This is a genomic window from Sphingobacterium siyangense, assembly GCF_007830445.1.
Lineage (GTDB): Bacteria > Bacteroidota > Bacteroidia > Sphingobacteriales > Sphingobacteriaceae > Sphingobacterium > Sphingobacterium siyangense.
In genome coordinates, this window is sequence record NZ_VLKR01000029.1 from 12,257 (window position 1) to 38,874 (window position 26,618).

At 39.3% G+C, this 26,618-nt stretch carries 26 protein-coding genes; 15 read left to right on the forward strand and 11 right to left on the reverse strand.

What is annotated here, in order from left to right; all coding sequences use genetic code 11:
* Positions 1–39 precede the first annotated feature (39 nt).
* Genes mnhG through IQ31_RS20960 form a run of 7 tightly spaced genes read right to left on the reverse strand, consistent with a single transcriptional unit; the run spans position 40 to position 5,782 of the window.
* The gene (gene mnhG / locus IQ31_RS20930; protein ID WP_145329857.1) at positions 40–390 is read right to left on the reverse strand and encodes a monovalent cation/H(+) antiporter subunit G; all 351 of its coding nucleotides are present in this window, start codon (positions 388–390) and stop codon (positions 40–42) included.
* Entirely contained in the window at positions 383–658 is a 276-nt protein-coding gene (locus IQ31_RS20935) for a monovalent cation/H+ antiporter complex subunit F (protein WP_046671612.1), read from the reverse strand. Before IQ31_RS20935 ends, mnhG begins: the two co-directional genes overlap by 8 nt.
* Positions 655–1,131, reverse strand: a complete 477-nt coding sequence (locus IQ31_RS20940; RefSeq protein WP_046671611.1) for a Na+/H+ antiporter subunit E — start codon at positions 1,129–1,131, stop codon at positions 655–657. Before IQ31_RS20940 ends, IQ31_RS20935 begins: the two co-directional genes overlap by 4 nt.
* 1 nt (position 1,132) lies before the next feature.
* Entirely contained in the window at positions 1,133–2,641 is a 1,509-nt protein-coding gene (locus tag IQ31_RS20945; RefSeq protein WP_145329859.1) for a proton-conducting transporter transmembrane domain-containing protein, read from the reverse strand.
* The gene (locus IQ31_RS20950) at positions 2,638–2,994 is read right to left on the reverse strand and encodes a Na+/H+ antiporter subunit C (protein WP_028072046.1); all 357 of its coding nucleotides are present in this window, start codon (positions 2,992–2,994) and stop codon (positions 2,638–2,640) included. The genes IQ31_RS20945 and IQ31_RS20950 overlap by 4 nt, the downstream gene beginning before the upstream one ends.
* Entirely contained in the window at positions 2,994–3,416 is a 423-nt protein-coding gene (locus IQ31_RS20955) for a Na+/H+ antiporter subunit B (RefSeq protein ID WP_046671608.1), read from the reverse strand. The genes IQ31_RS20950 and IQ31_RS20955 overlap by 1 nt, the downstream gene beginning before the upstream one ends.
* 56 nt (positions 3,417–3,472) lie before the next feature.
* Positions 3,473–5,782: a putative monovalent cation/H+ antiporter subunit A gene (locus IQ31_RS20960; protein WP_145329861.1), complete on the reverse strand. Its 2,310-nt coding sequence runs from the start codon at positions 5,780–5,782 to the stop codon at positions 3,473–3,475.
* A gap of 363 nt (positions 5,783–6,145) precedes the next feature.
* On the opposite strand from IQ31_RS20960, the gene IQ31_RS20965 reads away from it, so the two are divergent.
* The 11 genes from IQ31_RS20965 to IQ31_RS27400 all read left to right on the forward strand — a co-directional run bounded on the left by IQ31_RS20965 (position 6,146) and on the right by IQ31_RS27400 (position 18,623).
* Positions 6,146–6,673, forward strand: a complete 528-nt coding sequence (locus tag IQ31_RS20965) for an RNA polymerase sigma factor (RefSeq protein ID WP_070569139.1) — start codon at positions 6,146–6,148, stop codon at positions 6,671–6,673.
* A gap of 46 nt (positions 6,674–6,719) precedes the next feature.
* Positions 6,720–7,877 (forward strand): FecR family protein, encoded by a 1,158-nt coding sequence (locus IQ31_RS20970; protein WP_145329864.1) that lies wholly within the window; start codon positions 6,720–6,722, stop codon positions 7,875–7,877.
* 254 nt (positions 7,878–8,131) lie between these two features.
* A complete protein-coding gene (locus IQ31_RS20975) occupies positions 8,132–11,758 on the forward strand; it encodes a SusC/RagA family TonB-linked outer membrane protein (protein WP_208734339.1) in 3,627 nt (1,208 codons plus the stop codon).
* An 11-nt stretch (positions 11,759–11,769) separates the two neighbouring features.
* Entirely contained in the window at positions 11,770–13,257 is a 1,488-nt protein-coding gene (locus IQ31_RS20980; protein WP_145329866.1) for a RagB/SusD family nutrient uptake outer membrane protein, read from the forward strand.
* Positions 13,258–13,262: 5 nt separating this feature from the next.
* The gene (locus IQ31_RS20985) at positions 13,263–14,654 is read left to right on the forward strand and encodes a substrate import-associated zinc metallohydrolase lipoprotein (RefSeq protein ID WP_145329868.1); all 1,392 of its coding nucleotides are present in this window, start codon (positions 13,263–13,265) and stop codon (positions 14,652–14,654) included.
* A 3-nt stretch (positions 14,655–14,657) separates the two neighbouring features.
* Positions 14,658–15,977, forward strand: coding sequence for a DUF4302 domain-containing protein (locus tag IQ31_RS20990; RefSeq protein ID WP_145329870.1), 1,320 nt, complete (start codon positions 14,658–14,660; stop codon positions 15,975–15,977).
* A gap of 93 nt (positions 15,978–16,070) precedes the next feature.
* Entirely contained in the window at positions 16,071–16,511 is a 441-nt protein-coding gene (locus IQ31_RS20995) for a hypothetical protein (RefSeq protein ID WP_145329872.1), read from the forward strand.
* 306 nt (positions 16,512–16,817) lie between these two features.
* Positions 16,818–17,405 (forward strand): hypothetical protein, encoded by a 588-nt coding sequence (locus tag IQ31_RS21000; protein ID WP_145329874.1) that lies wholly within the window; start codon positions 16,818–16,820, stop codon positions 17,403–17,405.
* A gap of 47 nt (positions 17,406–17,452) precedes the next feature.
* On the forward strand, positions 17,453–17,707 hold the full coding sequence (locus IQ31_RS21005; RefSeq protein ID WP_145329876.1) for a type II toxin-antitoxin system Phd/YefM family antitoxin: 255 nt from the start codon (positions 17,453–17,455) through the stop codon (positions 17,705–17,707).
* A 1-nt stretch (position 17,708) separates the two neighbouring features.
* On the forward strand, positions 17,709–17,966 hold the full coding sequence (locus tag IQ31_RS21010) for a Txe/YoeB family addiction module toxin (RefSeq protein ID WP_145329878.1): 258 nt from the start codon (positions 17,709–17,711) through the stop codon (positions 17,964–17,966).
* 510 nt (positions 17,967–18,476) lie between these two features.
* The gene (locus IQ31_RS27400; RefSeq protein WP_158638944.1) at positions 18,477–18,623 is read left to right on the forward strand and encodes a hypothetical protein; all 147 of its coding nucleotides are present in this window, start codon (positions 18,477–18,479) and stop codon (positions 18,621–18,623) included.
* A 311-nt stretch (positions 18,624–18,934) separates the two neighbouring features.
* Here the strand turns inward: IQ31_RS27400 and IQ31_RS21015 are convergent, their stop codons facing one another.
* Positions 18,935–19,180, reverse strand: a complete 246-nt coding sequence (locus IQ31_RS21015; RefSeq protein WP_145329880.1) for a helix-turn-helix domain-containing protein — start codon at positions 19,178–19,180, stop codon at positions 18,935–18,937.
* 626 nt (positions 19,181–19,806) lie between these two features.
* On the opposite strand from IQ31_RS21015, the gene IQ31_RS21020 reads away from it, so the two are divergent.
* From IQ31_RS21020 to IQ31_RS21035, 4 genes are all read left to right on the forward strand, one after another.
* Positions 19,807–20,181, forward strand: coding sequence for a hypothetical protein (locus IQ31_RS21020; protein WP_145329882.1), 375 nt, complete (start codon positions 19,807–19,809; stop codon positions 20,179–20,181).
* A gap of 123 nt (positions 20,182–20,304) precedes the next feature.
* Positions 20,305–21,045 carry a TlpA family protein disulfide reductase gene (locus IQ31_RS21025; RefSeq protein ID WP_208734341.1) on the forward strand — a complete coding sequence of 247 codons (741 nt, stop codon included), beginning with the start codon at positions 20,305–20,307 and terminating at the stop codon, positions 21,043–21,045.
* A gap of 1 nt (position 21,046) precedes the next feature.
* Entirely contained in the window at positions 21,047–24,220 is a 3,174-nt protein-coding gene (locus IQ31_RS21030; RefSeq protein WP_145329886.1) for a SusC/RagA family TonB-linked outer membrane protein, read from the forward strand.
* Positions 24,221–24,231: 11 nt separating this feature from the next.
* Positions 24,232–25,602, forward strand: coding sequence for a RagB/SusD family nutrient uptake outer membrane protein (locus IQ31_RS21035; protein ID WP_145329888.1), 1,371 nt, complete (start codon positions 24,232–24,234; stop codon positions 25,600–25,602).
* A gap of 71 nt (positions 25,603–25,673) precedes the next feature.
* On the opposite strand, the gene IQ31_RS21040 is transcribed toward IQ31_RS21035, so the two are convergent.
* The 3 genes from IQ31_RS21040 to IQ31_RS21050 all read right to left on the reverse strand — a co-directional run bounded on the left by IQ31_RS21040 (position 25,674) and on the right by IQ31_RS21050 (position 26,609).
* The gene (locus IQ31_RS21040) at positions 25,674–26,015 is read right to left on the reverse strand and encodes a hypothetical protein (protein WP_145329890.1); all 342 of its coding nucleotides are present in this window, start codon (positions 26,013–26,015) and stop codon (positions 25,674–25,676) included.
* A gap of 81 nt (positions 26,016–26,096) precedes the next feature.
* Entirely contained in the window at positions 26,097–26,372 is a 276-nt protein-coding gene (locus IQ31_RS21045; protein ID WP_145329892.1) for a hypothetical protein, read from the reverse strand.
* A gap of 15 nt (positions 26,373–26,387) precedes the next feature.
* Positions 26,388–26,609 (reverse strand): hypothetical protein, encoded by a 222-nt coding sequence (locus IQ31_RS21050; protein ID WP_145329894.1) that lies wholly within the window; start codon positions 26,607–26,609, stop codon positions 26,388–26,390.
* Between the last annotated feature and the right edge of the window lie 9 nt (positions 26,610–26,618).

Sequence of the window (26,618 nt, forward strand, 5' to 3'; positions counted from 1 at the left end):
GAAAAGAAGATTTTTAGGAAAAACCGTATGCGTTTTTTCTTAAAAATCTTCTTTTCTACAATCTAATTTACCTTCCTTTTCAAGGTCATTTAAGGTGGTTCCCTTCCATGTTCTTACCCGCTGTATATAGGCAGCCCTTCCAATCATGTGTGCTGCAACCGGAGCCGTTAGGATCAGAAAAAATCCAATAGCTATAGCCTTGGTCGTTACGGATACATCCGGGAAGGTCATTGCCGCACAGATAAGTAAAAGTCCCACACCCAGCGTTGCCGCTTTTACAGTAACCGAAAGACGTAAATAAAAATCCGGCATCCGCAAGATGCCAATAGACGCAAATAGTATGGCCAAGGCCCCGATGGTACTGAGAATGGCTAAAGTAATATCAATCATCTTTGCTTTGTTTTTCTAAATAAAATGAAAATGCGATCGTACCAAGAAATGCGATCAGTGCCAAGATCATGGCAATGTCTAAAAACACTTCCTGCGAAGTTCGTATACTATAAACGGTAATAATGCCAATTCCGATGGTGATAATGAGATCTAGGGCAATAACACGATCAAATATCTGGGGACCTTTATACAGACGAATAAAAGCCAGTATGACTGAGATAGTCAAGATCGGAAGGATCACATAATCAAAATAGCTATTTAAAGTCATCTTAAGAGTTCTAAAAGTCTTCGTTCAACATTATTTTTAAGGGTAGAAACAAACTGTTCCTTGCTTTTCATGTACATGACGTGAATAAAGAGCGTTTTTTTATCTTCACTTACGTCGAGGATGAGTGTGCCGGGTGTCAAGGAGATAAAGGTTGAAAGCAGGTTAATTTCCAAATCGGTTTTTGCATCCATGGGATACTTGACAATCGCAGGTTTGATAAAAAACTTGGGGGTTATCACGTCGTAGGCAACCTGCACATTGGCGACAATCATTTCCCACAGGAAAAAAAGAATAAAACTCAATGTTTTGGGGACCCGATAAAAGTAGCGTTGGTCCACCTCATTCCTGTTCATAAGCCAGAGGATACCGAATCCCAACATAAAGCCGAAAAGGAAGTTGGTGTAATACATCGATCCCGTCAAAGCGACCCAGATGAAGGATAGCATGAGGTTCATTAAAAACTGTTTTATCATATCATTTCTGCCCTCCTAATACAGCGTTTATGTAAGGTGATGTGTCCAATAATTGTGTAGCGATCTGATCCGCGACATGGATAATCGCTTCGGCGTTGAGTCCGATATACAGGGATGCAGATGCCAAAATAACAACAGGGAGTATGAGCATTGTTCTTTTATAGCCGATCATACCCGCAAATTTGTCCTCAATGATTTCCGGATCAGGTGCATCTTTCCAGAATACCTGCGCCCACATTTTGGCGATGACAAACAAGGTGATAAAGCTGCCGATAATCAGGGCTCCCGCGAAAGCATACTTCTCTAAGTGGAAGGCATCTTTGAATAGATAGATTTTAGGCCAGAAGCCCGAGAGAGGCGGGATGCCCACCAGTGAAAAAAGAACAATGGCAAAAAGTAATGAAATCTTTGGGTATTGGGCATAAAGTCCACCCAGTTTAGTCATATCCATGGTGCCGCGGAGTTGCCGTATAACACCGGCTATGAGGAATAAATTCGTTTTGACCATGATATCATGGATCAGATAGAATACTGCCCCCAATAAAGCCCATTTGCTATACAGGCCCAATCCGCCAATCATAAAACCAATATGACAAACGATCAAATAGGAAAACAACCTCCGGATATTGGTTTTGATCAATGCACCAAAAGCGCCCGTCAGAATTGTCAATATGGCTATTACGATAAGGAGTTCCTTGGTAAAATGATTGGGAATAAATAGTAAGGAAAATACCCGGAACAAGGCGTAAATCCCAACCTTGGTCAATAAGCCCCCAAATGTCGCTGCTACGGCCGAAGGTGGCGTATGGTAAGAGGACGGTAACCAGAAATAGAGTGGAAATACAGCGGATTTAATCCCAAAACCGATCAGGAAAAATGTTGCTGTAATTTCTACTAAAGCCTGATTTTGTATTTTAGGAATACGGAGGGCCAGGTCGGCCATGTTTAACGAGCCTGAAATACCATAAAGTATACCTATTCCTGTTAAGAAAAATGTGGAGGCCAGGATATTCATGGCCATATATTTTACGGCACCTTCCAACTGGGATTTTCTGCCCCCCAAAGTCATCAGCACAAAAGAGGAAATAATAATAACTTCAAACCATACATACAGATTGAAGATGTCACCGGTTAGAAAAGCCCCATTGAGCCCCATCATCAAAAAGTGAAAGATCGGGAAATAACCATAGAGTATGCGCTGGCGCCCCACACCGACACAGGAAAAGATAGAGACCGCCAGACCTGCGATAGAAGTGAGGAGAACAAGGGTACTGCTGAATAGATCGGCAACAAAAACGATCCCAAAAGGAGCTTTCCAATTGGCTGCATTCATGGTCAAAATACCGCCATCATAAACTTTGAAGAACAGTTTAAAGGCAAGAATGAGTGCGAGCAAGCTTCCGCCAACGCTCAGAAAACGTTGTGCAGTGGATTTGCGCCACAACATCAGTTGGACAATAGCAATAAATAAATGCACGATAATCGTGGCAATAATGTGGTTGTCTATCATATATCTTCTTCCTCAGGCGTGTTCAAATCATCCAGATCATCTGTACCCAGCAATGCATATACACGCTTGAGTAAAACGATGGCAAAGGAGGTTAGGCCAAAGCTGATCACGATGGCCGTTAAAATAAGTGCTTGCGGAATCGGGTCCGCATAAATATCGGTGAATACCTTCAGATCGGGTCCAATGATAGGTGGTTTACCTTTAATAATGTTTCCCAATAAGAAGATCAATATATTGGTACCATTGCCCAGTAACATAATCCCCAGCAACAATTTCACCATGCTTCGACGCAAGATGAGGTATATTCCGGCAGCATAAAGGATGCCGATCAATAGTACGAGTACCAGTTCCATTATTCTTCTTCTTCAGTAGTTAAAGCAATTGTAAATAAAATCGTCAGGACGACACCTATGACAACAAAGTATACACCAAGGTCAAAAAATAAGGCGGTTCCTATCATCCCGATAACGGGGATTTTCTCTTCCAGCCAAAGCCCGGTCATGACGGGGTAGCCAAAAAATGCCGGTAAGAACATGCTTATGGCCGAAATCCCCAATCCTATGGGGATAAGTGACAAGGGTTTGTACTGAATCAGTTTCATGGTATTTTGAGGGCCAAAGGCAAAACTATGCAGCACAAAGGCAATCGAAGCAACCAAGCCGCCAACGAAACCTCCGCCGGGGTAATAATGCCCCCTGAGTAGAAGGAACACCGAGAAAAGTAAGAGTATCGGTAATAAATACCGCGTAGCGGTCTGTAATATTGTACTGTTCATTTGTTACTATTTAGCAAGGAGTTATTAGCTCATTTGTGCATAACCTTTATCTATCATTATTCTTTATCAGAGGATTTTAAACGTAATTTTAATAAGCTATATACCCCTAATGCAGCAATACTCAATACGACGATTTCAAACATGGTGTCAAAACCTCTGAAATCGACAAGCAATACATTGACGACATTTTTTCCTTTAGCAAGCACATAAGCATAATCGCCATAGAAATCACTGATATTAGTTGTTGTTGGTTCATGGAGTACACGGAGTGCGACCATGGATAGCAAAATTCCAAAAACGATAGCGACCACGGCGTCGCGAATGATGGTGCGTCGGTTGGCCAAATTCAGAAAAGAAGGGAGTTTAAAGAGTACCAACACAAAGAGTACCACCGTTAGGGTGTCGATGGTGAATTGCGTCATCGCTAGATCCGGTGCACTGTAAAACACGAAAATAAGACATATGGCATAGCCTACAACACTGGTGGCTACTACGGCTGTTAAACGGGATGAGGTGCGGATGGTGAGTACAATGGCGCCAATCAAAATGCAGACTGTGGTGACTTCGTAGAAACTCACTGGAGATAAGGTTTCCCATTTGATATGGAGCGGTCCCCCCAGGTATAACTGGTAGGCGATCAATAATTCGGCAAATAAGATAATTTTCAACAGATACGAACGCAAATAGCCGTTGTGCATTTTGTTGGTGAAGAAAGTAGAGAACAAAACAATTTCCTGCGCACATAATTGGATGATATATTCAGGAGAAATCTTATTGAAATTTGCAATCCAAGCCAATTTTTTATCGCTGGGCCTGTTTGCGAAATAAAGTAAGGTGCCAGCAGCAATTGTAATAGCGCTTAATAGGAGGATCAAATTAAAGCCATGCCAGATTTTCAGGTGAAAAGTTTCGGGTTTTGCGAGTATACTTGTTGCGGTAGGTCCGGCAATCCATTCGCCGACAAGTCCTGGGATGCATCCAAAGACAACTCCTAATATAGCTAAAAGTAAAGGTGGGATCCACATGGCTTTATAGGGCAGGTGGATTGTATTAAATTGCTCGGGCAGCTTACCCATAAAAGGTTTGATACCGGCCATAAATCCGGCAGAGACCAATAATATATTGGTTGCTACTGCAGCGAGGGTCAAATAGAGAAATAAATCGGGTGTGGCATGTAGTGTTGCCTCGTAAATCAGATCCTTTCCAATAAATCCAAATGTAAGTGGAATACCTGCACTGGAAAGTGCCGCTAGGAGACCTGCGATAGCGACAGGCATTAATACCTTGCGTAGCCCCCGCAAGACTGTAAGATCTCGCGTTCCCGTTTCATGGTCTATAATCCCCGTAATCAAGAATAATGCGGCTTTATATAGGGCATGTACGAGTATAAAGACACTTGCAGCGATAATAGCATCCTTGGTACCGAGTCCCAATAAGAAAACCAAAATACCGAGGGCGGATATGGTTGAATAAGCGAGTACTCCCTTGAGGTCTGTTCTGAAAAGCGAATGGAATGCGGCATAAAGCATCGTGAGGCCACCAATGGCCATGAGGGAATACATCCAGATCGGGTTGCCCCCTAGTATCGGTGAAAAACGGGCCAAAAGGTAGATTCCGGCCTTTACCATGGTTGCCGAATGTAAGTAGGCTGACACAGGTGTTGGCGCCTTCATAGCACCGGGTAACCAAAAATGGAAAGGGAATTGTGCTGATTTCGTAATCGCTCCAAGTGCTACGAGGCCAAAGACCAGGGGAAAGAGTGGATGTTGCTGAATGATTGATACTTTGCCGATGAGTGCTGTAATATGGTAAGTACCGGCAATATTACCCAGCAAAATAAAACCTGCCAGTAGAAAAAAACCACCCAACCCAGTAATGGATAGTGCAGTCAGTGCGCTTTTGCGAGAATCATTTTTGTCATTGTTAAATCCAATGAGAAAAAATGAGCTGATCGAGGTCAGTTCCCAGAAGATAAACAATAGTAACATGTTGTCCGACAGGACAAGCCCCAGCATAGCCGACATAAAAAGGCAGAGGTAGCCAAAGAATCGATCGATATACCGATGACCTTTGAGATAGGCATTCGCATAAAAGAATATACAGGATCCGATCCCAGTAATCAATAAGGCGAAAAGTAGCGACAGTCCATCTAATTTAAAATCCAGATTGATGCCTAAGGAGGGCACCCACGATGTTGATTGTACGAAATAGGAGCCTTGACCAATAGGTACAATATATTGCGTAAAGTATAGAAATAGAAGTACCGGTAAGAATGCGAGAATAAAACCCCATTTGGTTTTTAGGAATCGACCAAATGGAACAATAAGGCTCGATGTTATTAGTCCTGAAAGAACAGTAAATAGCATGTAGTCTTTGTTTTAATTTTTAACCTTCTACATTTCATCGTTGCCAATGCTTATACGGCGATGAAGGTTTTTTGAAAGTTTACAATATAGTAAAAAAAAGCGAAAAAATGCTAGTTTTTGACCGTTTTCTCTCTCTATAAATGATAAAAGCAGGAATTTTGTTTTGTTTGTCGGAAAAAAAACAAAACTAGTTTAGCAATTTAGAGATGAATAAATTCGGGTTTAGAATTATTATTTGGGATTGACAAAAAAAAGAGCATTTTTACGATACAATTATTAAACATCCTCAATTGGATGTGTTTTTTACCCTAAATAATCTCATCTATAAAAATAATAGAATCAGAGTGTGGAAGAGATCTAACTATGCAGAAAGAAGAAGTATTGTTTAAGACACACTATAATGGACTTTGCCATTTTGCTTGGAAGATTGTGGGTGACCTTTCTCTAGCAGAAGATCTGGTACAAGACTCTTTTATTGCTTATTTCAAAAATACTGATCATGTCAGTGATAATGAGATTGCAATAAAGAACTATCTCTATAGTTCTGTGCGTTTCGCTTGTTATAATCATATCCGTCATGAAAAGGTCCGTCAAAAATATTGGAATGTTGTAGGTTTTACCGAAGAAGATAATACTGCGCTTGAATTGAATATGATTCACAGTGAGGTCATTCAGGAAATATATAAAATTATTGAGGAAATGCCTTTCGCCTGTCAACAAGTTTTTCGGCTTGGTTATCTTGAAGGTTTATCCAATCTTGAAATTACACGGGAGCTGCAAATTAGTATCAATACTGTAAAAACACAAAAGCAACGAGGCATGAAAATGTTGCTCAAACGTTTGAATCCCGAGTTTATACCCCTTATTATATTTTTGTTAAAAAATATTTAAATTCTTGTCACCCTTTTCTTCGTCTTAAGTTTCTTTATGGTAATTGATGAAAGAAAACACAAGACATATCACTGATTTAATACAGAAATTCCTTTGTGGTCAATTGACAGCAGAGGAACAAGTGCAGCTTGATGAATGGCTCAATGCCAGTTCACAAAATAAGCAGCTTTTAGAGTCCTTCCGAAAAGCGGAAAATATAGCAGAAGATTTAGCCGTTATTCGGCAGTTGGATGTAAATCAAGCATGGGAGCGGTTGAAAAGTAAAGAATCTAACAGCGCGAGATCTTTTCGGAAATGGTCCTTAAGCATTGCAGCATCTATTGTATTCTTGTTAGGTGGTTTTCTATTATGGAAAGGTGATTTTACCTCATTCTTTTCGGGTGATAAAAGTGTAATAGTTTCAAAAAAGCAAGATATTGCTCCGGCAACAAGTGGTGCAGTATTAGTCTTGGCTGATGGCTCCAGGCTCTCTTTGAATAGTGATTCCACTAAAACCTTGACTAAAAACAATAATCTAATCGGTAATAGCAATGAGCTGATCGTTAAGCAAACAGATCAAGCGATCCCATTGCAGTATAATTCTTTGATTGTGCCAAAAGCAAGTTTCTATAAGATGACTTTGGCTGATGGCACAAAAGTTTGGGTAAATGCGCTATCTCAATTGAAATTTCCTGCGCAGTTTTCACCGAAAGAACGTAGAGTCTTTTTGGATGGAGAAGCCTATTTCGAAGTTACCCCCAAGTCAGATCAACCTTTCATTGTGGAATCGAAAGGTAATGAAATTAAAGTGCTCGGAACGCATTTTAATATTAATTCTTATTCGGATCATGTTCGAACAACTTTAGCAGAGGGGAGAGTGGAGGTACGTCAAAATGATCAACGGGTAGAATTATTTCCTGGTGAATATGCTTCTTCTTTTAAAGACAACTTAGTTAAGGGAAAAGCAGATCTGGCCCATGATCTTGCTTGGCACAACAATGAATTTTATTTCAAAAAGGAAACGATAACGAATATAGCACATCAATTATCACGTTGGTATGATCTAGATGTTACCTTCCGAGGTGATGTGCAGCTGGACAAAGAGTATACCGGAAGTATCGAGCGTGATGTAAAATTGTCTCAAGTATTGGAGATGTTATCCTATGTCAGTAACCTAAAATTTGAAGTAGAAGGTAATAAATTGATTATTGCTACCAAAAGTTAAGGACTAACAATTTATAAAAAGAAAATAGCGCGCCTATGATAAAATAATACATCAACAACAATGACCTAAAAAAAGAGAACAGGAATGTTGCAGCATCCCTGTTCAGAAAAAGATGTGATCATCAGGTCCTAAATCTAAAATGAACAATTAAATCCCAATTAACCACAAAGTGTAAATGTATGAATAACTTACCACTTAGCAAAAGGTGGTCCTTGATCCCTCAAGACCCACGATTTTGCAAACCATTACGTATTATGAAAATTAGTACATGTCTTCTATTCGCATTTGTGACGGGTGTGCACGCTAAGAGCACGGCACAAAAAGTCACGTTGAATATGAAAAATGCCCGTATTGAAGAAGCGTTGTCTGCTATCTCCAAGCAGTCCCATCTACGTGTGTTGTATAGTGAAAACTTGAATACTAAGGCTCGGATTTCGGTGAACGTTAAGAATGCGTCCGTTGAGGAAGCACTGAATGCTGTTCTGAAAAGCAATAATATTGAATACAAAATTATTGCTAATACCATTTCGGTCAATAGTAATGTAAAGAACGTCAATTTAACGCTTCCTGAAGAAGTCCAACAGCAGTCCATCAATGGAACGGTCAAAGATAAAGACGGAAAAGGGTTGAGCGGGGCTACAGTAACAGTCAAAGGAACATCTGTTTCTACCCAAACGGATGAACAAGGACGTTTTAAGATCAATGCTCCTTTAACTTCTACTTTGGTTGTCCGATATATAGGTTATGCCGGAGGTGAAATTGCTGTAGAGGGACGTGCTATTGTCCCTATTATATTAAAGCCTCTGGATAATCAGTTAGATGTCGTTGATGTCGTTTCGACGGGATATCAAAATATTGACCGTAAGTTGTTTACTGGTGCGACATCAAAGATCAATGCGAAAGATGCCGAACGTAACGGTGTGCCAGATATTACTAGAATGCTAGAAGGACAGGCGGCTGGTGTATCCGTTCAAAACGTTTCCGGCACTTTTGGAGCTGCTCCAAAAGTGCGGGTCCGTGGAGCAACATCTCTTTCAGGAGATAATAAACCATTGTGGGTTGTAGATGGCATTATTCTAGAAGATGTAGTCAATATTTCTAATGAGGCACTTTCCACAGGTGATGCAAATACATTGATAGGATCTTCGGTGGCGGGCTTGAACCCTGATGATATTCAGGATTTTACAATACTCAAGGACGCTGCGGCGACTGCTATGTATGGGGCGCGAGCAATGAATGGTGTTATCGTCGTCAATACCAAAAAGGGACGAAATACAGATGGTCAGCCACGTGTAAGTTACACTGGAAACTTTACGACTTATTTGAAACCAAATTATTCCCAATTTGACATTATGAATTCAGCAGATCAGATGTCAGTTATTTTGGAACTTCAAAACAAAGGCTATTATACCCATAGTGGTTCTTCAAGAGGTAAAGATGGTGGTGTTTTTTATAAAATGTACAATCAGTTATATGATTATGATCCCTTAACAGATACTTATAAATTAAAAAATACGCAAGAAGATCGATTAAATTTTTTATCTCGATATGCAAATGCCAATACAGATTGGTTTGATTTGTTATTCAAGAATTCATTATTGCAGGAACATTCTGTGAGCGTAAATTCAGGGACGGAGAAAGCCCAATCCTATTTTTCAACTTCGTTGATGAAGGATAATGGAATGACGCTCGGTGATAACGTTAGTCGTTATACAGCCAACTTTCGTAATAATTTTAAGTTCTCGGATAAATTATCCGCTGAATTTTTGGTTACTGGTTCGATTCGTGATCAACGTTCTCCCGGAACATTGACACGTCAATCCGATCCTGTATATGGATCTTATAGTAGAGACTTCGATATTAATCCTTATTCCTATTCCTTAAACACAAGCCGTATGATGACGGCCTATGATGAAAACGGAGAATTGGAATATTTTGTTAGGAATTATGCGCCGTTCAATATTTTCAACGAACTGGAGAAAAATTATTTAAAGTTGAATATGTTGGATTTGAAAGTTCAGGGAGGTATCAAATATAAAATTATCCCGCAATTGACTTATTCCGCAGATGGAGCCTATAGGTATGCTAATTCGACACGGCAGCATTATATTTTGGAAGGATCTAATATGGCGGAAGCTTTCCGAGCCGATTATGATGCGACAATAGCCAACGGAAATATTAATTTGTACAAGGATCCGGATGATCCCAATAGCTTACCGGTTGTTGTTCTTCCCGACGGTGGTTTTTTTAATACCACTACTAATAACATCAAAAATTATTACTTCAGACAGAACCTAGAGTATGATGATACATTTAGTGATATCCATCGTTTAAATATCTTTGGATCTATGGAAGTCCGATATACGGATCGGCAAAATTCAAATTACGAAGGGATTGGTTATCAGTATGAAAACGGTGGGCTGGTCAATCCGAATTACCGTTATTTCAAGAAAATGATCGAAGGAGGAGATCCCTATTTCGGTATGGATTATAATTATGACCGATTTGCAGCATTTATGTTACGAGCCGCTTATTCATATAAAGGAAAGTATAGTGTAAATGCCACAGGGCGATATGACGGATCAAACAAAATGGGAAAATCGAATGTTGCACGTTGGTTACCAACTTGGAACGTGTCAGGCGCATGGCACATTGATCAGGAAAAGTTTTTTGAGAATATATCCCATATTGTTTCAGGTGCAGCCATACGCGGTACTTATGGGTTAACAGCAAGTATGGGTAATGTTGCGAACTCTGCCCCTGTTTATTACAATCAGATCACCTATCGTCCGTATGAAAGTGAAAAAGAAGCGGGTGTTTATATTTCTGGATTAAAGAACTCTGAATTGACGTGGGAGAAAATGTATGAACTTAATATCGGAACTGATCTTTCCCTATTCAATAAACTTGATATTACATTTGATTGGTATAAAAGAAATCAATTTGATTTGATTGGTCAGATTCTGACTTCAGGTATTGGTGGTCAGTATCGTAAGAATGCCAATTACGCGGATATGAAGGCTCACGGTGTCGAATTGACAGTAGCAGGTAATATCTTAAAGCGTACAGATGGATTTAATTGGAGGTCATCCTTTAATTTTGGCTACAACAAAAACGAAATTACACGCTTAGAAGTAAATCCGAATATATGGAATATGGTTCGAGCAGAGGGAGGCCAGATGGTTGGCGGCCCACAACGCGGATTGTACTCTATTACATTCGACGGTTTAGATCCGCAATATGGCTATCCTACTTTTATCGGAACAAGTGGTAAAAAAACTACTTATGTGAGATTACAGGATGAAGTAGTGGACTATCTGACTTATCATGGTCCAGTAGATCCTACGCTGACAGGAGGTTTTTATAATAGATTCGAATACAAAAATTTCAGCTTATCAGCACTATTTACATTTGCGACGGGTAATTATGTTCGTAAGCAACCCGCATTTTCGGCATCTTACTCAGACATGTACTCAATGTCGAAAAATATGTATAACAGATGGATGATACCCGGAGATGAAAAGATTACCAATATTCCGTCCCTAATCGATCCGTTGACAGTAACGAATGATGTGAAAGATGAGAACGGAGCGAATGTAAATGCGGTTTATCCTTACAATGCCTACAATTATTCAACAGAAAATGTGGCAAAAGGTGACTTTATTCGTCTGAAAAATGTGTCATTTTCATATACATTACCTAAATCTTTTGTAACGAAATACAAATTTTCAAGTGCCCAGATATCTGTGGTAGGTAATAATATCGCATTACTGTACTCAGATAAAAAATTAAACGGTGCTGATCCGGAGTTTTTCAACAATGGTGGTGTGGCAATGCCCATCCCTAAGCAATACACAATATCTCTTAAGTTAGGATTTTAATAGTGATAAAAATGAAAAAGAACAAACATTATATAAAACGAGCCCTTTTGTTGACAATGGGATGTCTATTATTTAGCTCGTGTAATAAGTTTTTGGATGAAAATCCCGATATGCGAACAGAAATTAATACAGTCGACAAAGTAGCTCAATTGTTGGTTTCGGCGTATCCTGGCTACAGCTATTTTTTTACGGAATCTGCAACGGACAATTTCGAAGATAAGGGGCCAGGACAAGGATCACATTTGAATCAGCCTATGATTGATTTGTATTTATGGAAGGACCCCGATGGTTCTGGAAACAGTACGCCCGTACAATACTGGAACGGTTGCTATGAGGCGATTGCTGCAGCAAATCAGGCATTGGAATCAATCGAAGAAGGTGGTTTTAAACCTGAGAAGATCAATCAATATAAGGGAGAAGCTTTAGTTGCTCGAGCATATTCACATTTTATGCTGGTAACGTTGTTTTCAAAAGCTTACGAGATCAATGGTAATAATGAAAGCCCCGGAATTCCTTATGTCACGAAACCTGAAACGATTGTTATGGGGCAATATGAACGGGAAACTGTAGCTGCCACATATGCTAAAATAGAAAAGGATTTGGAAGAAGGTTTACCATTGTTGGCGGGCGGGGTATGGCAAGTTCCTAAATATCATTTTAACCCACAGGCTGCTCATGCTTTCGCCGCGCGTTTCTATTTATTTAAAGGAGATTGGGATAAGGTTATTACACATGTCTCAGCAATCTTTCCGGACAATAATTTTTACGATAATATCAGACAATATGCTGGTAATCTTTACAATTTGTCCTATGCTGAACATAGTCAAGAATATACAAAAGCTGAAAAGCCATTTAATTTATTGTTGGCCAATTGTTATTCTACTTATCATCGGGATAGTGGATTTGGAAAATGTTTATATGGATTCGGAGAACAAAAGAAAAATGAATGGGCGGGAAATACACCTTTCGGTCCAGCATTTAGAAACCGACTAGGAAGTTGGGGAGCCCCACACTATACACCCAATAAGTACAAAGAATATTTTCATTACTCTAATGTGGCCGCAGGGATTGGGTACCCGTATATCATGATGCCACTGTTTACGACTGATGAAGCGCTGGCCAACCGGGCTGAAGCCTATATCCAAAAAGGTGACTATACTAATGCGATCAATGATTTAAACGTGATCGGTCGTTCCCGGATTGTTAATTTCAATGTTACAAGTAATGGATTGACGTTAGATAAAGCAAAAACCTTCACAGGTCTGGAGGATGATAAAAGTGCGATGCTTGCATCTTTACTTGATATCAAAAAGAAAATGTTTTTATTGGAAGGTATTCGCTGGATGGATATCCTTCGCCATAAAATTACTGTGAAGCACAATTTAATTGCGGCAGATGGTACGGAAACTTATGTTGAATTAAAGCCGGAAGACAACCACCGTCTGTTTCAGATTCCACAGCAAGCTACTTTGGCTGGTATTGAGTTAAATCCTAGATAATAGTTATGAAAAAGAAAAGTATCTTAATAAAAACAGTTTGTGCGATTTTATGTATCCCAGCTTTTCAATCTTGTCGGAAGGACGAGACGTTGCATGTGGATTTGGCACAATATAATATTGATTCACCGGTCAAATCTGAGTTGGATAATTGGATAACATCGAGTTTGACCAATCCTTATAATATCGAACTGGTCTATCGTTTTGACAGGAACGAAACTGATCCTGCCAGAAATATATCGCCGATTGAACTTGACCGAGTAAAGCCCACTGCTGAGGCTATTTTAAATACCTATATAAAGGTTTACGAAAAGGTGGCAGGCCCGACATTCATTAAAACGTATACACCGAAGCAGTTTGTACTTTATGGCTCTCCATCTTACAATACAAATGGCAGTATTACTTTGGGAACTGCGGAAGGTGGACGAAAGGTTGTCCTGTATGAATTGAACGAGTTGGATTTTAACAATTCGTCTGATATCAGAAGAAAAATGCGAACCATTCATCATGAATTTACGCATATTATCAACCAGATGATTGCTATACCACCGTCTTTTGAGCAGGTTACCAAAGCAGACTATGAGGCCGATTGGACTAATACGACGACTAACCCGGAGTCGATATCAAGATCGCTTGGTTTTATTTCCCGATATGCCAGAAGTGCCTATACGGAGGATTTTGCTGAAGTAGTTGCGCATCTTATTGTGGAAGGGCAAATGTATTATGACGATTATGCAAAAGCTTCCGGTGCCGATGCGTACGCAAAATTAAAGCGTAAAGAGGCACTTGTCGTCGATTACTTTAAGGAGTTTTACAATATCGATTTTAGAGCGTTGCAACAGGAGTTTGCCCGGGTGGTGATAGATCAGTATAACGAGAAGGACGCATTCTCGTTGGGATACTGGATGCGTAAAGGTACCTTGGTCTCAGGTATAAAAGTAGATCCTCTAGCTATATACAATTCAAAATACCAGACATCTACAGCCTTTAACAGTATTTATGAAGCCGTTAAATCAGGTATTGCAGCTGTAGGAGGAGCGAATAGAAGACTAGATAATATCGAATTCAAATTTTCTTCTGGAAATCAGATGGAGCTTGTTGTACAATACACCAATACTGCCAATACCACTTATTATGCTAATTATTCATATACCTATGCAATCAACGCTGCTAACGAGATGACGCTTACTAAAGTTGCTCAGCGTGGAACTGATGGTGTTTATGGGAATGCAGGGGTGATAGGCGCGGGGGTGACCGTACTACAGAATTATCTGACCTCGAATACCTTTGTGGTAGACTGGATCCATCACGATGTGGAGGCTGCTGATTTTATGACTTTTGGTGGTTTTTATGTAAAAGGAGCCCCGGATAATTATGTTTTTGGTGTTATTAATAAGTAATAGATGATGAAAAGGTTTTTAATATTATTTATAGCCGTATGGGCACTGACTTCCTGTAGAAAAACTGAAGTGCAGGAATTGTTTGATGCTTCTCCCGAAGCAAGAGCAGGAGAACGATTGGCTGAATTGCAGGATAAGCTGGTCTCAGGTGTAAACGGATGGAAAGGTGTACTGACTACCTCTTTGGGAGGAGGATATTCTTTCTATGTAAAGTTTAATGAAGATAATACAATACAAATGCTTTCTGATATTAACAGTACAACCTCAGGAACAATGAAAGCATCAACGTATAGAACAAAATGGGTGATGGATGCCTCATTGATTTTCGATACGTATAATTATATCTCACTGTTAAGTGATCCTGGTGCTAAAGTGCTCGGAGCAACTGCTGCCAATGGTTTACAGAGTGATGTAGAATTTGAGTATGTGCGTTCGAGCCAGGACTCCGTTTTTTTGAAAGGAAAGCGATATAAAAATAATTTTGTATTGACTAGGTTGTCAGAAGATGAAGAACAGACTTTTATCAACTCATATACTTCAGTAATATCAGATAATACGTCATTGATTTCTGCAATTAAATTTCCATATATCCAACTCGATGGTATTCAAAACAAGATTAGTTTTGTCGTTGATAACAATTCTAAGAAAGTTAGTGCAGAATTTATGGGTAGTGATGGAGAAGTAAATTCACTTGTAGGAAAATTTGGTTTTGACATATATGGATTCACTTTTCCAATTGCCATGCAGGTGGGAACTTCTAATTTTATCAATGGAGTTATAAAAGATAATAAGTTATTATTAATTGATGTAGAAGGCAAACAAACAGAAGTTAAGAGTAACGATGTCCCTATCCTACCGATCCTAACGACTTTCGGCTACAACAAAGCAAATAAAAGAATTACTTCAGACGCAATTCCCGGCGTTACTGCGAATGTTCATATTTTTAATAAAGTAAGAGAGCTATTTACAGCTTCTGGGCGTAATATTACTTCAATGTATTTTGCATTTACAAATAGTACGACAGCAATTTTCTATATAGGATATAATTCGGGAGCATCAGCATTTGTAGCTTCTGCTAGTTATCAATATACGCAAGATGGAAATAAACTTAAATTAAAGAGAATTGGTATTGACGGTGGAAATAATTGGAATACTAGAGCGGTTCAGGTTGCACCTGTTGATAATTTGTTTGGCACGGGCGATGAAAGAGAATTTCTTATTGACTGGGTTTCAAGTCAGAATGCGACTATAGTCTATCCTATTGCAGGAATAATATCAGCTTCTAATCCATTGAATATGTTATATGGTAAACTAGGAAATTAGTTTATATAATAATCTTTAGAAACGGTCATCAGAATAGAAGTTGACGATGACCGTTTTTAACGTCATTTTTTAACCATTTAATAAAATTTTTTTATGAAAAAAGTAATCTTAATTTTAATGTTGGCAATAGGAACCTTTTTCGGTGTGAAGGGCCAGACAACACCTGGTTCAGGTTCTATTAACGATATTTTGATCGCGTTTGATAGTGAGGGGAAAACAGGGGAATTGTATTTCGATAAAGATACTCAATTGTTTCAAGGAGGATGGATATCCTATTCTATACCTAATGGGGGAGGATTATATTATATGCTTCCCGTCAATTCAGTTTCGGGGCAGTTAGTTGGAAGTATATCAGGCCCAATACAGGAAAATTTAGAGTTCCCTTTACCTGGGCAGCCTCTGCCGACAGAACTGGCCCTTGAAACATCTACTTTTTCACATTTTGAAGGAACAATCTACTACGGACAAGGTTCCGAATGGGGAAACTTAGTTTTAAATAATTGGAATAATGGCGTCTTAACAGCTGTGAATTAAATGTCTTTATTAATTGGAGTATATTGGGGTACTCTGTTGGATAGAAATGACGAGTTGTATTTAGACAATCTCAAAGCGTATTAGTTGGAGGTCACTTACTTAGATTATGAAGAGGAAGTGACCCCAATTATGTCTATTATTAGATGATTGTTGTTAGATCGTATTAGTTTGAAGGGAACTGAAATTAGTGAAGTTTGAATGTTCTTTTGTTGGTTCAAATTAACTGTATCCGCCAATTAAATTATTTGTATTTACCAGAAGCATTTATTGGTAAATTAGAAAACAATGTATTTAACCAAACAAACAATGAAAAGATTATTGTTTATTGTTCCCCTGATTGTTTTCTTTCTAGGATGTAAGAAAGAAAAAGCCGAGTTAAATCCACTTTTGGGCGATTGGAAAATTAAAAGTATTTATATGAAATACACCGATCCTGTTAATGGCTTAGTAGAGGAAACTGTAGATGTGAATAAATTTCTGTCTGAACGAGGGTTCTATCCTACGTTAGTTAAGGAAATACATTTCTTCGATAAAGATAGTGTGATATTTATAGCTCCTGAACGTGGTAGTGTTTTCTCAATTGGTGAAAAATATCATATTCAAGACCCGGGCCAGTCACTTGAAGAATCAAGAGGTACCTTCGAATTGGAAGGTAATTTTATCAATGTTCAGTTCAAATATGATGGTGGACAATCAAATTCCAAATACCGTTATGCTCTTGACAAGGGAGGACTTCAATTGATAACAAGGGATATTGATCAAAAAGTAGAGGGACGACAGGTAACCCATAAAGAAATTGGTTTTTGGAGAAATGAGATAACAAAATATTGCAGAGCCATTCTTTCGGGAATAGCTTTTTTCTTTCTAATTCCAAGATGGCGTAACGAAATTTAATTTGTCAATAATTTGTACGTATCTTTGTACAGATAAAAGTACTTGTTATGTTGATTGCTAGTGTATCTGATTTCCGGAAAGACATAAAACGCTATCTGGATAAGGTTTCCAAAAACTTTGAAACCTTAATTATTAATCGAGGTAAAGATTCGGGTATTGTTGTTATGTCGCTTGAAGAATATAATTCCTTGATGGCAACAAACCATGAATTATCTTCCCGAACAAATGAACTGCGTCTTGATGCAGCGATTGAAAAGTTGAAAGCTGGAAAATCGTTTGAGAAGCAGTTGTCGGAGGAGTAATATGAAGTATGTTTTCGTGGATGAATCTTGGGAAGATTATCTGTACTGGCAACAGACAGATAAGAAGAAACTGAAAAAGATCAACGAACTGTTGAAAGATATCGCAAGGACCCCATTCGAAGGGTTGGGTAAGCCCGAACCCTTAAAACATAAGTATTCCGGATTCTGGTCACGCCGCATTGATGAAGAACACCGACTGATCTACAAATACGAGGAAAACCAGATTTTAATTGCTAAATGCAGGTTCCATTATGATTGATCGCATTGGAGCGTCTAAATCAAGTCGAACAGTACTTTTTTCCCTACATATCTTCCAACGACAAACATTGTGTTTCGATCTGGTATTTAGGAAGCAATTTGTCTATTGTAAAATTTCATATTGATAACTACGCAGATCGGAAAAATTATGTTTGAAATGTAAGATCTACATTGTCAAGCTTGTTTAACAAATTAGAAGGGCTTATCAACGATATATTTAATCTGAAAAATTTGTGTAACAGCTATTTTTACTGGATTAAGTAGTCAGTTTTTGCAGACTAGGACATGTAGATGCAGAAACTAATCTAGCTGTTTTTTAACTTTGATCAATCAATGTTCTTTCATAGACAATTGGATGAGACATCTTTCAATTTCTTTTGTATTGATATTTAGCTTAGTTTTGCTATAGGAGAACTGGCAAATTTAACGCCGAAAGAGAAGATGTCATACATATCAAACTTAGAACAAATACGTGTTTATAACGCTACGATTGCGTATGCTGAAAAGGGGTATGGAAAAAGGTAGATTGGAAGAGCGGGCCGAAGCTGAAGCTGAAAAGCTTAAATCAGCGTTAGAATTTAAGAAAATTGGTGTAGCTGTAGAAGATATTGCTAAGGCTTTAGGGCTGACTATCGAACAGGTAGAGGAGCTGAAATAGAATTTTTTATTTATAAAATATTTTTGTAGCCATTCTTTCGGGAGTGGCTTTTTTTTTATTTAGCCATCATAACCAGTTACCTAATTATGATGGCTGAGTAAAATATATAAGCAAATATTTGAATCCCAGCACTGCAGAATCATTGATTATCGCCACCACTCAAAATTCTTTTGAGAGGGGAAGTGAAAATATGGAGGAGGAAGACTAAAGCTTTCGTATATAGTATTAAAGGGGTAGAGGTATAGCGTCTTTACCACGTCTTTGAAGAATTGTCGAACTTGTAATTTCAATGGAGTTTGTCTTCCTCTCCGTTAATCACTTGGCTTATCCACCTTAGAGAAATCTAAAAGATCATTTGGGGTCACCCCAAGTGCATCTGATATCTGGACCAGAATAAATGCTGTAGGGTTTGCTCCCTGACGTTCATAACGATTTATAAATTGTTTATCTTTATTTAATATGGAAGCTAGCTCTCCCTGTTCTATTTTTTTCTCAATTCGAAGTTGTTCAATACGTTTTCCTAATTTGGTGCGAAATGCTTTTTGATTTTGATCCATTTAGTTAAAATCGACATATTGAAAAAAAAATGGTCAACAAATTTGTTTACTATTGTGTTGTTTTTTATATTTGTCTCATTAGTTTGTTAATTAGAATATGATATAAGTTTTAATTAAAATATTGAAAATATAGATATTTAAAAGTCTTGCAGCTCCATTCTCAGGCCAAGTGGCAAGGCAGCAGAAATATCTCACGCTTTCAATGAAAAGTGCTATTTTTGCATTTAATTCATTGAAGTGTGGGGCTGCTGTTCACCCGGCGCAACTTTAGGCCTGAGAATCTTTTGGAGCACGGGATGCAGCCCCCTCTTTAATTTAGCTGCCTTCCAGCAAGACTCGTTTAACCATAAAAACGAGTTATGAACAAAAAGCAACAATCAAAAAACATCATTGCGGCCCCCGAGTAGCTCGGATGGTCTGGACAAATAAGATTTGTCTTCCCTTGCCATGGAACGCGTAATGCCAATATATATACCTTTGTGACCCCTCAATCAAACGCGCTCTGGCTTCCCAGAATGAATTAATTTTTACTTATGTAACCTGAGCATAGTCAGGCCCCGTAAAAAACTGATTTCGGTCGGAAAGGGACTCTATGTGCTTTAGGTTGCGGTTTGCAAGACTGAAATATGAACAGGATTTTGGCGCTACAATTTGCTTTTGACCGTTTGATTTATGATGTTCACAAGGCCGATTACGACCCTATAAAGGAGATCGAAACGTTTTGGAATAGATATGCACTGGATACAATATCTGACAATATCTTGGAGCTATTGGGTACATATGTGAATGACGAAATGCAAAAAGACTGGTCTTACATAGATGAAGAGATGTACGAGTTCGCAACGGAACTGTATCGTGTATTGATCGCATACTGTGTCGCCAATTATCGTCATATCGCTCTCTCTAAGCTCGAACTCTCGGCAAAAGCCAAGGAGCGTATAGCCAAGAAGCTGGAAATGAGCAAAAAAATCGTTGATTTTTTCTGTCGTTTATCGAAATAACCACTAACAAACAAAATTATGAATACCCTTAAATTATTAACCTTCTTAAGGCTTTATATCAGCTATATATTTCAAGTGCTTGCCACGCACTACTTAAGAACAAGGCCTGTGCAAATCAAGCGAATGTTAAGGCCACTTTCTTCTGTCTTTTGCCTGAACAACTTCGCCCCAACTTCTGCCTTTTATGCTATTGGCTCCGAGTTTTCATCAGGATTTCATCGGGCCATACCGATTAAAACCCGATGCCGCCCCGATGAAAATCCGATGAAATGTAGAAATTCGGCAGGTATTGGTCGGGTAATGCTCTGTTGCATCGCAGTAGTTTCCATGTTTAGTTTATCAGCTCAGACGCCCCGCAAGGACAGCGGGGCCGATGGGCAGTTAACCAAACAATCCGATATTGTGCCGTTACAAGTTGGTCGTAAAGTCCCGGAAGAGTTCTGGACGAAAGAACATCTCTTTTATATCAATGGGGATACTGTGCGTAGAAATCTCCAAGAATATAAGGGAAAACTATTGGTGCTCGATTTTTGGATGATTGGCTGTTATACATGTTTTCTGCATCAAAAAGAAATCAACTATTACAAACAGCTTTATAAGGATGAACTGACAGTGGTTATGGTGAATGGTATAAAAACAAAAAATAATTATTCAAGTATCCATCGCTTTCTAAAAAATGAGTGGATTCAGGGATTGGGACTGGAATCATTTTCATCCATAATTGAAAGTAGCTATTTGGATCAATTGCTTCAACCGGGTGGGTATCCGATGTACTATTGGATCAATAAATATGGTATACTGCAGACGGTATCCTATCGTAATCTATTGGACAGGAATTATGTAGCACCATTTTTAGATAAATAAGATGGTAAGAACTATTATGCTAATTTGTAGTATGTTGATTCTAGGAACGCATCTACAAGGACAAGTCTTGATAAAGGGAACAGTGTTGGATAGTCTAGGGCAGGCTATAAGTGGCGTATCTGTTAAGGAGAGCCACGTTAATAGTGGCGTTTTAACAGATAAGAACGGAAAGTTTGAATTTCATACCAGAGCACACCAAGGTACGCTAGTTCTTAAGCATCTTGGTTATGCCAGTCACACAGTAGCCTTCGACGCATCAACTACTAGGCTCATTGTAAAACTAAAAGCACGGACAACACAACTCGAGGAGGTTATTGTATCGACAGGATATCAGGCCATACCGAAAGAAAGGGCTACGGGTTCTTTTTCAACCGTTGGAAAGGAACTGTTTAACAAACAGGTGGGTACGGATATTCTTTCAAGGTTACCTGTAGTGGCAAATAGTCTTGTTATGGATGCTGGCCGAAGTCAGTCTAGTCCTCAGCTCATAGTCCGCGGCTTGAGCACCATCAATGGTCCTAAAGATCCTTTGATCGTAGTTGACAATTTTCCATATGACGGTGATATCAGTAATATAAATCCGAATAGTGTTGAAAATATAACGATTCTGAAGGATGCTGCTGCATCCAGTATTTGGGGAGCTAGGGCAGCAAATGGTGTAATTGTGATCACAACGAAAAAGGGAAAGTTAGATAGGCCCATCTCTTTTGAAATCAATGCCAACAGTACCGTGGATGCAAAACCTGACCTCTATTATATCCCTCAGATGTCGTCGTCAGATTTTATAGATGTAGAACAGGAATTATACAGTCGTGGATTTTATAAAAGTAAAATCGGCTCGACCAGTAGACCGTTATTAAGTCCTGTAATCGATATGCTTGATCTGGCAGATAATGGAAAAATATCCGAGGGGGAAGCTCTGTCTAAAATCAATGAATTGAGCGGTGTTGATGTACGTGATCAGTTGGATCGCTATGTGTATAAACCAGCTTATAAACAACAGTATTTTTTATCGGGGTCGGGAGGAGCTGCAAAGTTTTCTTGGCTTTCGTCGGTAGGCTATGATCGAAATATTGGAACACTGGGTGATCGTTACGAACGTATCAATTTGCGGTTTCAACAAGCTTATGAGATTAGTAAGCAATTTTCTGTTGCCACAAATCTGTATTATACACAGACAGATACAAAGTCTGGACGGAATGGATATAATGATATCTCCAATCTTTTTCCATATACGCGTATTGCTGATCAAAATGGTCAGGCTCTAACGGTTCCACGAAACTATAGGCAGAGTTTTATTGAATCATTTGGGGATGGTAGGCTACTGGATTGGCGTTATTACCCATTGGTGGACTCGGAGCATCAGATACGCAGAAGTCCGGCGACAGATTTATTAGGGACCATCGAGCTAAACTATGAAATTATCAAGGGGTTGAAAATAGCCGGAAATTATCAATATGAACAAGCGCACGGCTTGGGAACAAGCTTTGCCGATCAATATAGTTATATGGCACGTGATTATGTGAACCGTTTTACACAGCTTCAGAACAATAAAGTCGAATATATAATACCCGTTGGTGGAATACTTGATAAAAGCGCGTCCTTAATGCATGCGAGCAATCTACGTGGGACGCTCAGTTTTGACCGTAGTTTTGGTAAGCATATGATTACCGCCATTGCTGGTGCTGAAATGCGGGATGCTCGGCAAGAGTCGAACAACAACAGGTTCTATGGATACAATCCGGATAATTTAACATTTGGAAATATAGATTATAAAACCTCTTATCCGACTGTTATTACAGGTGCTAAGGACTATGTTCCGAATAGTCAGACACTGAGCGAAACGGTTACAAGGTTTGTTTCTCAGTTTGCCAATGCGGCGTATAGTTTTGACAACAGATATACGCTTTCTGGTAGTCTACGCCGCGATGCATCTAATCTATTTGGCCTAAAAACAAATGATCAATGGAATCCTTTTTGGTCAGCAGGTGCTGCATGGAAAATCTCCAATGAGAAATTCTTCAACACAGGTTTAGTATCTTATCTTAATCTCAGGACTTCCTATGGTTTCAGCGGTAATATAGATCCGGCGATGGTGGCTGTAAATACCATTGCTTTCTCTTCTCCTTCTGTATTTACAGGTGATCCCTCAGCTGCATTTGTGAATTTCTATAATCCCCTGTTGAGGTGGGAAACGAGTAAAATGCTCAATATCGCACTTGATTTTAGAACAAAGAATAATCGCTTAGTGGGTGCATTGGAATTTTATCATAAATGGGGACGCAACTTGTTTGGCCAAGCTCCGATCGACTTGACTACAGGTGTAAATACTTCGATGCAACGAAATGTGGCCAACATGCATGGACAGGGATGGGATTTAGAGCTGACCACAAAAAATATAGACCACACCCATTTAAAATGGAATAGTACCTTGAACATGAGCCAATATAAGGATGTAATCGACGATTACCTGATATCACGCACGTTGGCTCAGCAATACGTAAATGTTGCGACCCCTCCAATTTCGGGGATAAAGGGGAAACCGGTATACGCGATCTATAGTTATAAATGGGCGGGGCTAGATCCGAATACTGGCGAAGCACAAGGGTATCTGAACGGTGAGGTCAGTAAGGATTATACCGCGATTACGGGGACTGGTACTAAGGAGGAAGATCTGAACTATCATGGGTCGGCTATACCGACCCTGTTTGGTAATTTGCAAAATTCGGTTTCGTATAAAGATTTTAGTTTTCAAATTGGCGTTACTTACAAATTGGGCTATTGGTTCCGACGTTCCTCCATTAATTACACCAATCTATTTAATAGTGGAAAAGGTCATAGTGATTATGCGTATCGATGGCAAAACCCAGGAGACGAATTAATTACAGATATTCCCGTTAATCCGTACACCACAAATAGTAACAGAGACCGATTTTATGAAGGAGCCAGTGTTCTCGTCGAAAAAGGTGATCACATTCGATTGCAATATATCAATTTTGGGTATGATCTCCCCACTATCAAAGGATTTAAAAGATTGCATATTTATATTAACATACAAAATATTGGTATACTATGGAAGGCTAATAAAGCTGGTATTGATCCGGATTTTAACTTGGGAAGCGGTCGGACAATCGTACCGAGGAGCTATTCAGTGGGGATAAAAACAAACATTTAAAGAAAAAGTTTATGAAAAAAATATGGAATAAAGTCTTATTTCTCCCTCTGTTTGTCTTTTGCCTTGGGAGCTGTAACAAATTTTTAGAGGAAAAATCAGATAAGAGTTTAGGTATACCTGTAACGGTAGCAGATTATAGGGCACTATTGAATGATTGGGCAACTGTAAACTCGAATTATCTCTCAATGGGCGAATCTAGCAGTTGTGATTTTAGTCTGACAGATGCTGACTATAACGGGCTGTATTACGATAGTGATAAACGTCTGTACAGTTGGCAGCCCGATTATGTGACGCGTGCAGTATCTGGTGGAGGCCATGAATGGTATTATTGCTATAAAGGTATTTATGTGTCCAATTCGATACTTAAGGGATTGGATGACAACGGTCTGTCTAGCGGCGAGGCAAATGAAGTCCGGGGGCAGGCACTAGTTTTTAGGGCAGCCCGTTATTTGGATGGAGTACAGGTATGGGCACCCGCATATGATGCTAAAACTGCCGATAAGGATTTGGGTATGGTATTGCGGCTTGATCCTGATATGAATTTACCTTCAAAAAGAGCAACTGTACAGCAGACTTATGATTTAATTTTATCCGATTTACAGGCGGCGCTACCTTTGTTACCTATCGCTGAATCTTCTCCTGCGCTTCCGACAAAGGCTGCCGCATATGGCTTGTTGGCTCGGGCTTATTTAATAATGGGGGAGTATGAGAAAGCTCTAGCTAATGGGCAACAGGCACTGAAGCTCCATAGAGATTTGATTGATTTTAATGATCTGTCCGCCGCTGCAAGTTTCCCGATACCGGCTACGAATCAGACAAGTGCGGAAGTGGTCTTTTTTACAAGGATGTATGCCTCCAATATCGTTAACCTAAATATAGCTCGGATAGAAAAAGATCTTTATCTGCTTTACGCAGCGGATGATCTTCGAAAAAATATCTATTTTAGGCTAGATGATAAAGGCGATGTATTTTTTAAAGGTACACATATGGGACATCAGGGGCTTATTACAGGGATCACGTCCAGCGAACTGTTGCTGATTGTCGCTGAATGTCAGGCTCGTTTAGGAGAACCTGAAAAAGCAGCTGAAACACTAAATCAGTTGATGATAAAGCGCTGGGATAAAAATACCTTTAAACCCTTTGTATTCACTGATGCGAACATAGCTCTTGGTACGATCTTGAATGAAAGGCGAAAAGAGTTAGTGTTTCGTGGGCTGCGTTGGTCGGATATCAAGCGGTTGAATAGAGATGGTGCCGGAATAACACTTTCTCGTAAAATCAGTGGTCAAGACTTTGTACTACTTCCAAATGATAAGCGTTATGCAATTGCTTTGCCTGAAGACGTGTTGGAAATGACGGGGATGGAACAGAACCCCAGATAGACCCTTTAATATGAGAATAGTACTGGGGCGATATACCCCCAATACTATTCTTAATTAAAGATTAGATTTTGCTAATCTCTCTTGCTAAAAGTTGGATCATCCAATATATTTTGATTGGATTTTCCAGAAAGCATAGACTCAAGATCATTCTCATCTACAGCTGTTTTTTGACAAGGTTTTGTCGTACCTGTACCACATGCCGATGGAGAAATCCCTGGTTCCCAGTTGTCAGGATTAGCAAATGCTCCCTCGCTGGTATCTTCACTAGCGTAATGAAATACAACCAGTTCTTTTTGAGAGGTTGCTTCAACTTCTTTCTTCTCCATCGCCTTTACTACCCAAAAGGCTCCAATCAATAAAAAGAAAGATAATACAAGACCGGTACGTAACCAGTTAATTTTTAAAGTGCGCATATGCATCTTTTTAAGTTTATATAATTTTATTAGTTATTGTTGCATTTCGGTTTTGCCTCACAGCCATGCGATCGAGGGATCCTAGGTTGAGGTCAGCCAACTTCCTTGAAACCGGGAGACCAATATAATCGGGAATAGTGCAAACTTGCGCGGATACCACATCTTGTCCACGACTCTCTTTAGGGCTAAGGATAGACAGATAGGGGCATAGCATAGCTCCCTGAACACAGGAACGACACTATACCTAAACGGAAGGACAAACCGCCCAAACAGCCTGATCCATAAGGACTGGAACACTGGCCCTAAGCGTAGGCCAAGTCGTTTGATTGTTTCTTTCGCTGTTTGTAGACTTTTCATCTCCGTTTATTTTACCTATCCATAACCTATTGCGCAGCGGCACAACCTTGGCGCGGCCTGCCCTCTGTTTTGCTTTGCACTTTGTCGCTGTACCCGCGTCCCTATTTTATATTGCTCCAGCGATCCCGCCAAACCCTTCACAAGCGTACTGAAGATCGCTGGAGCGCCCCGTCGGGAAATACGGTGTGGATGTAACAGCAGTACGCTCGCCATTTCGTTATTATTTATTATCGTCATCTTTTGATA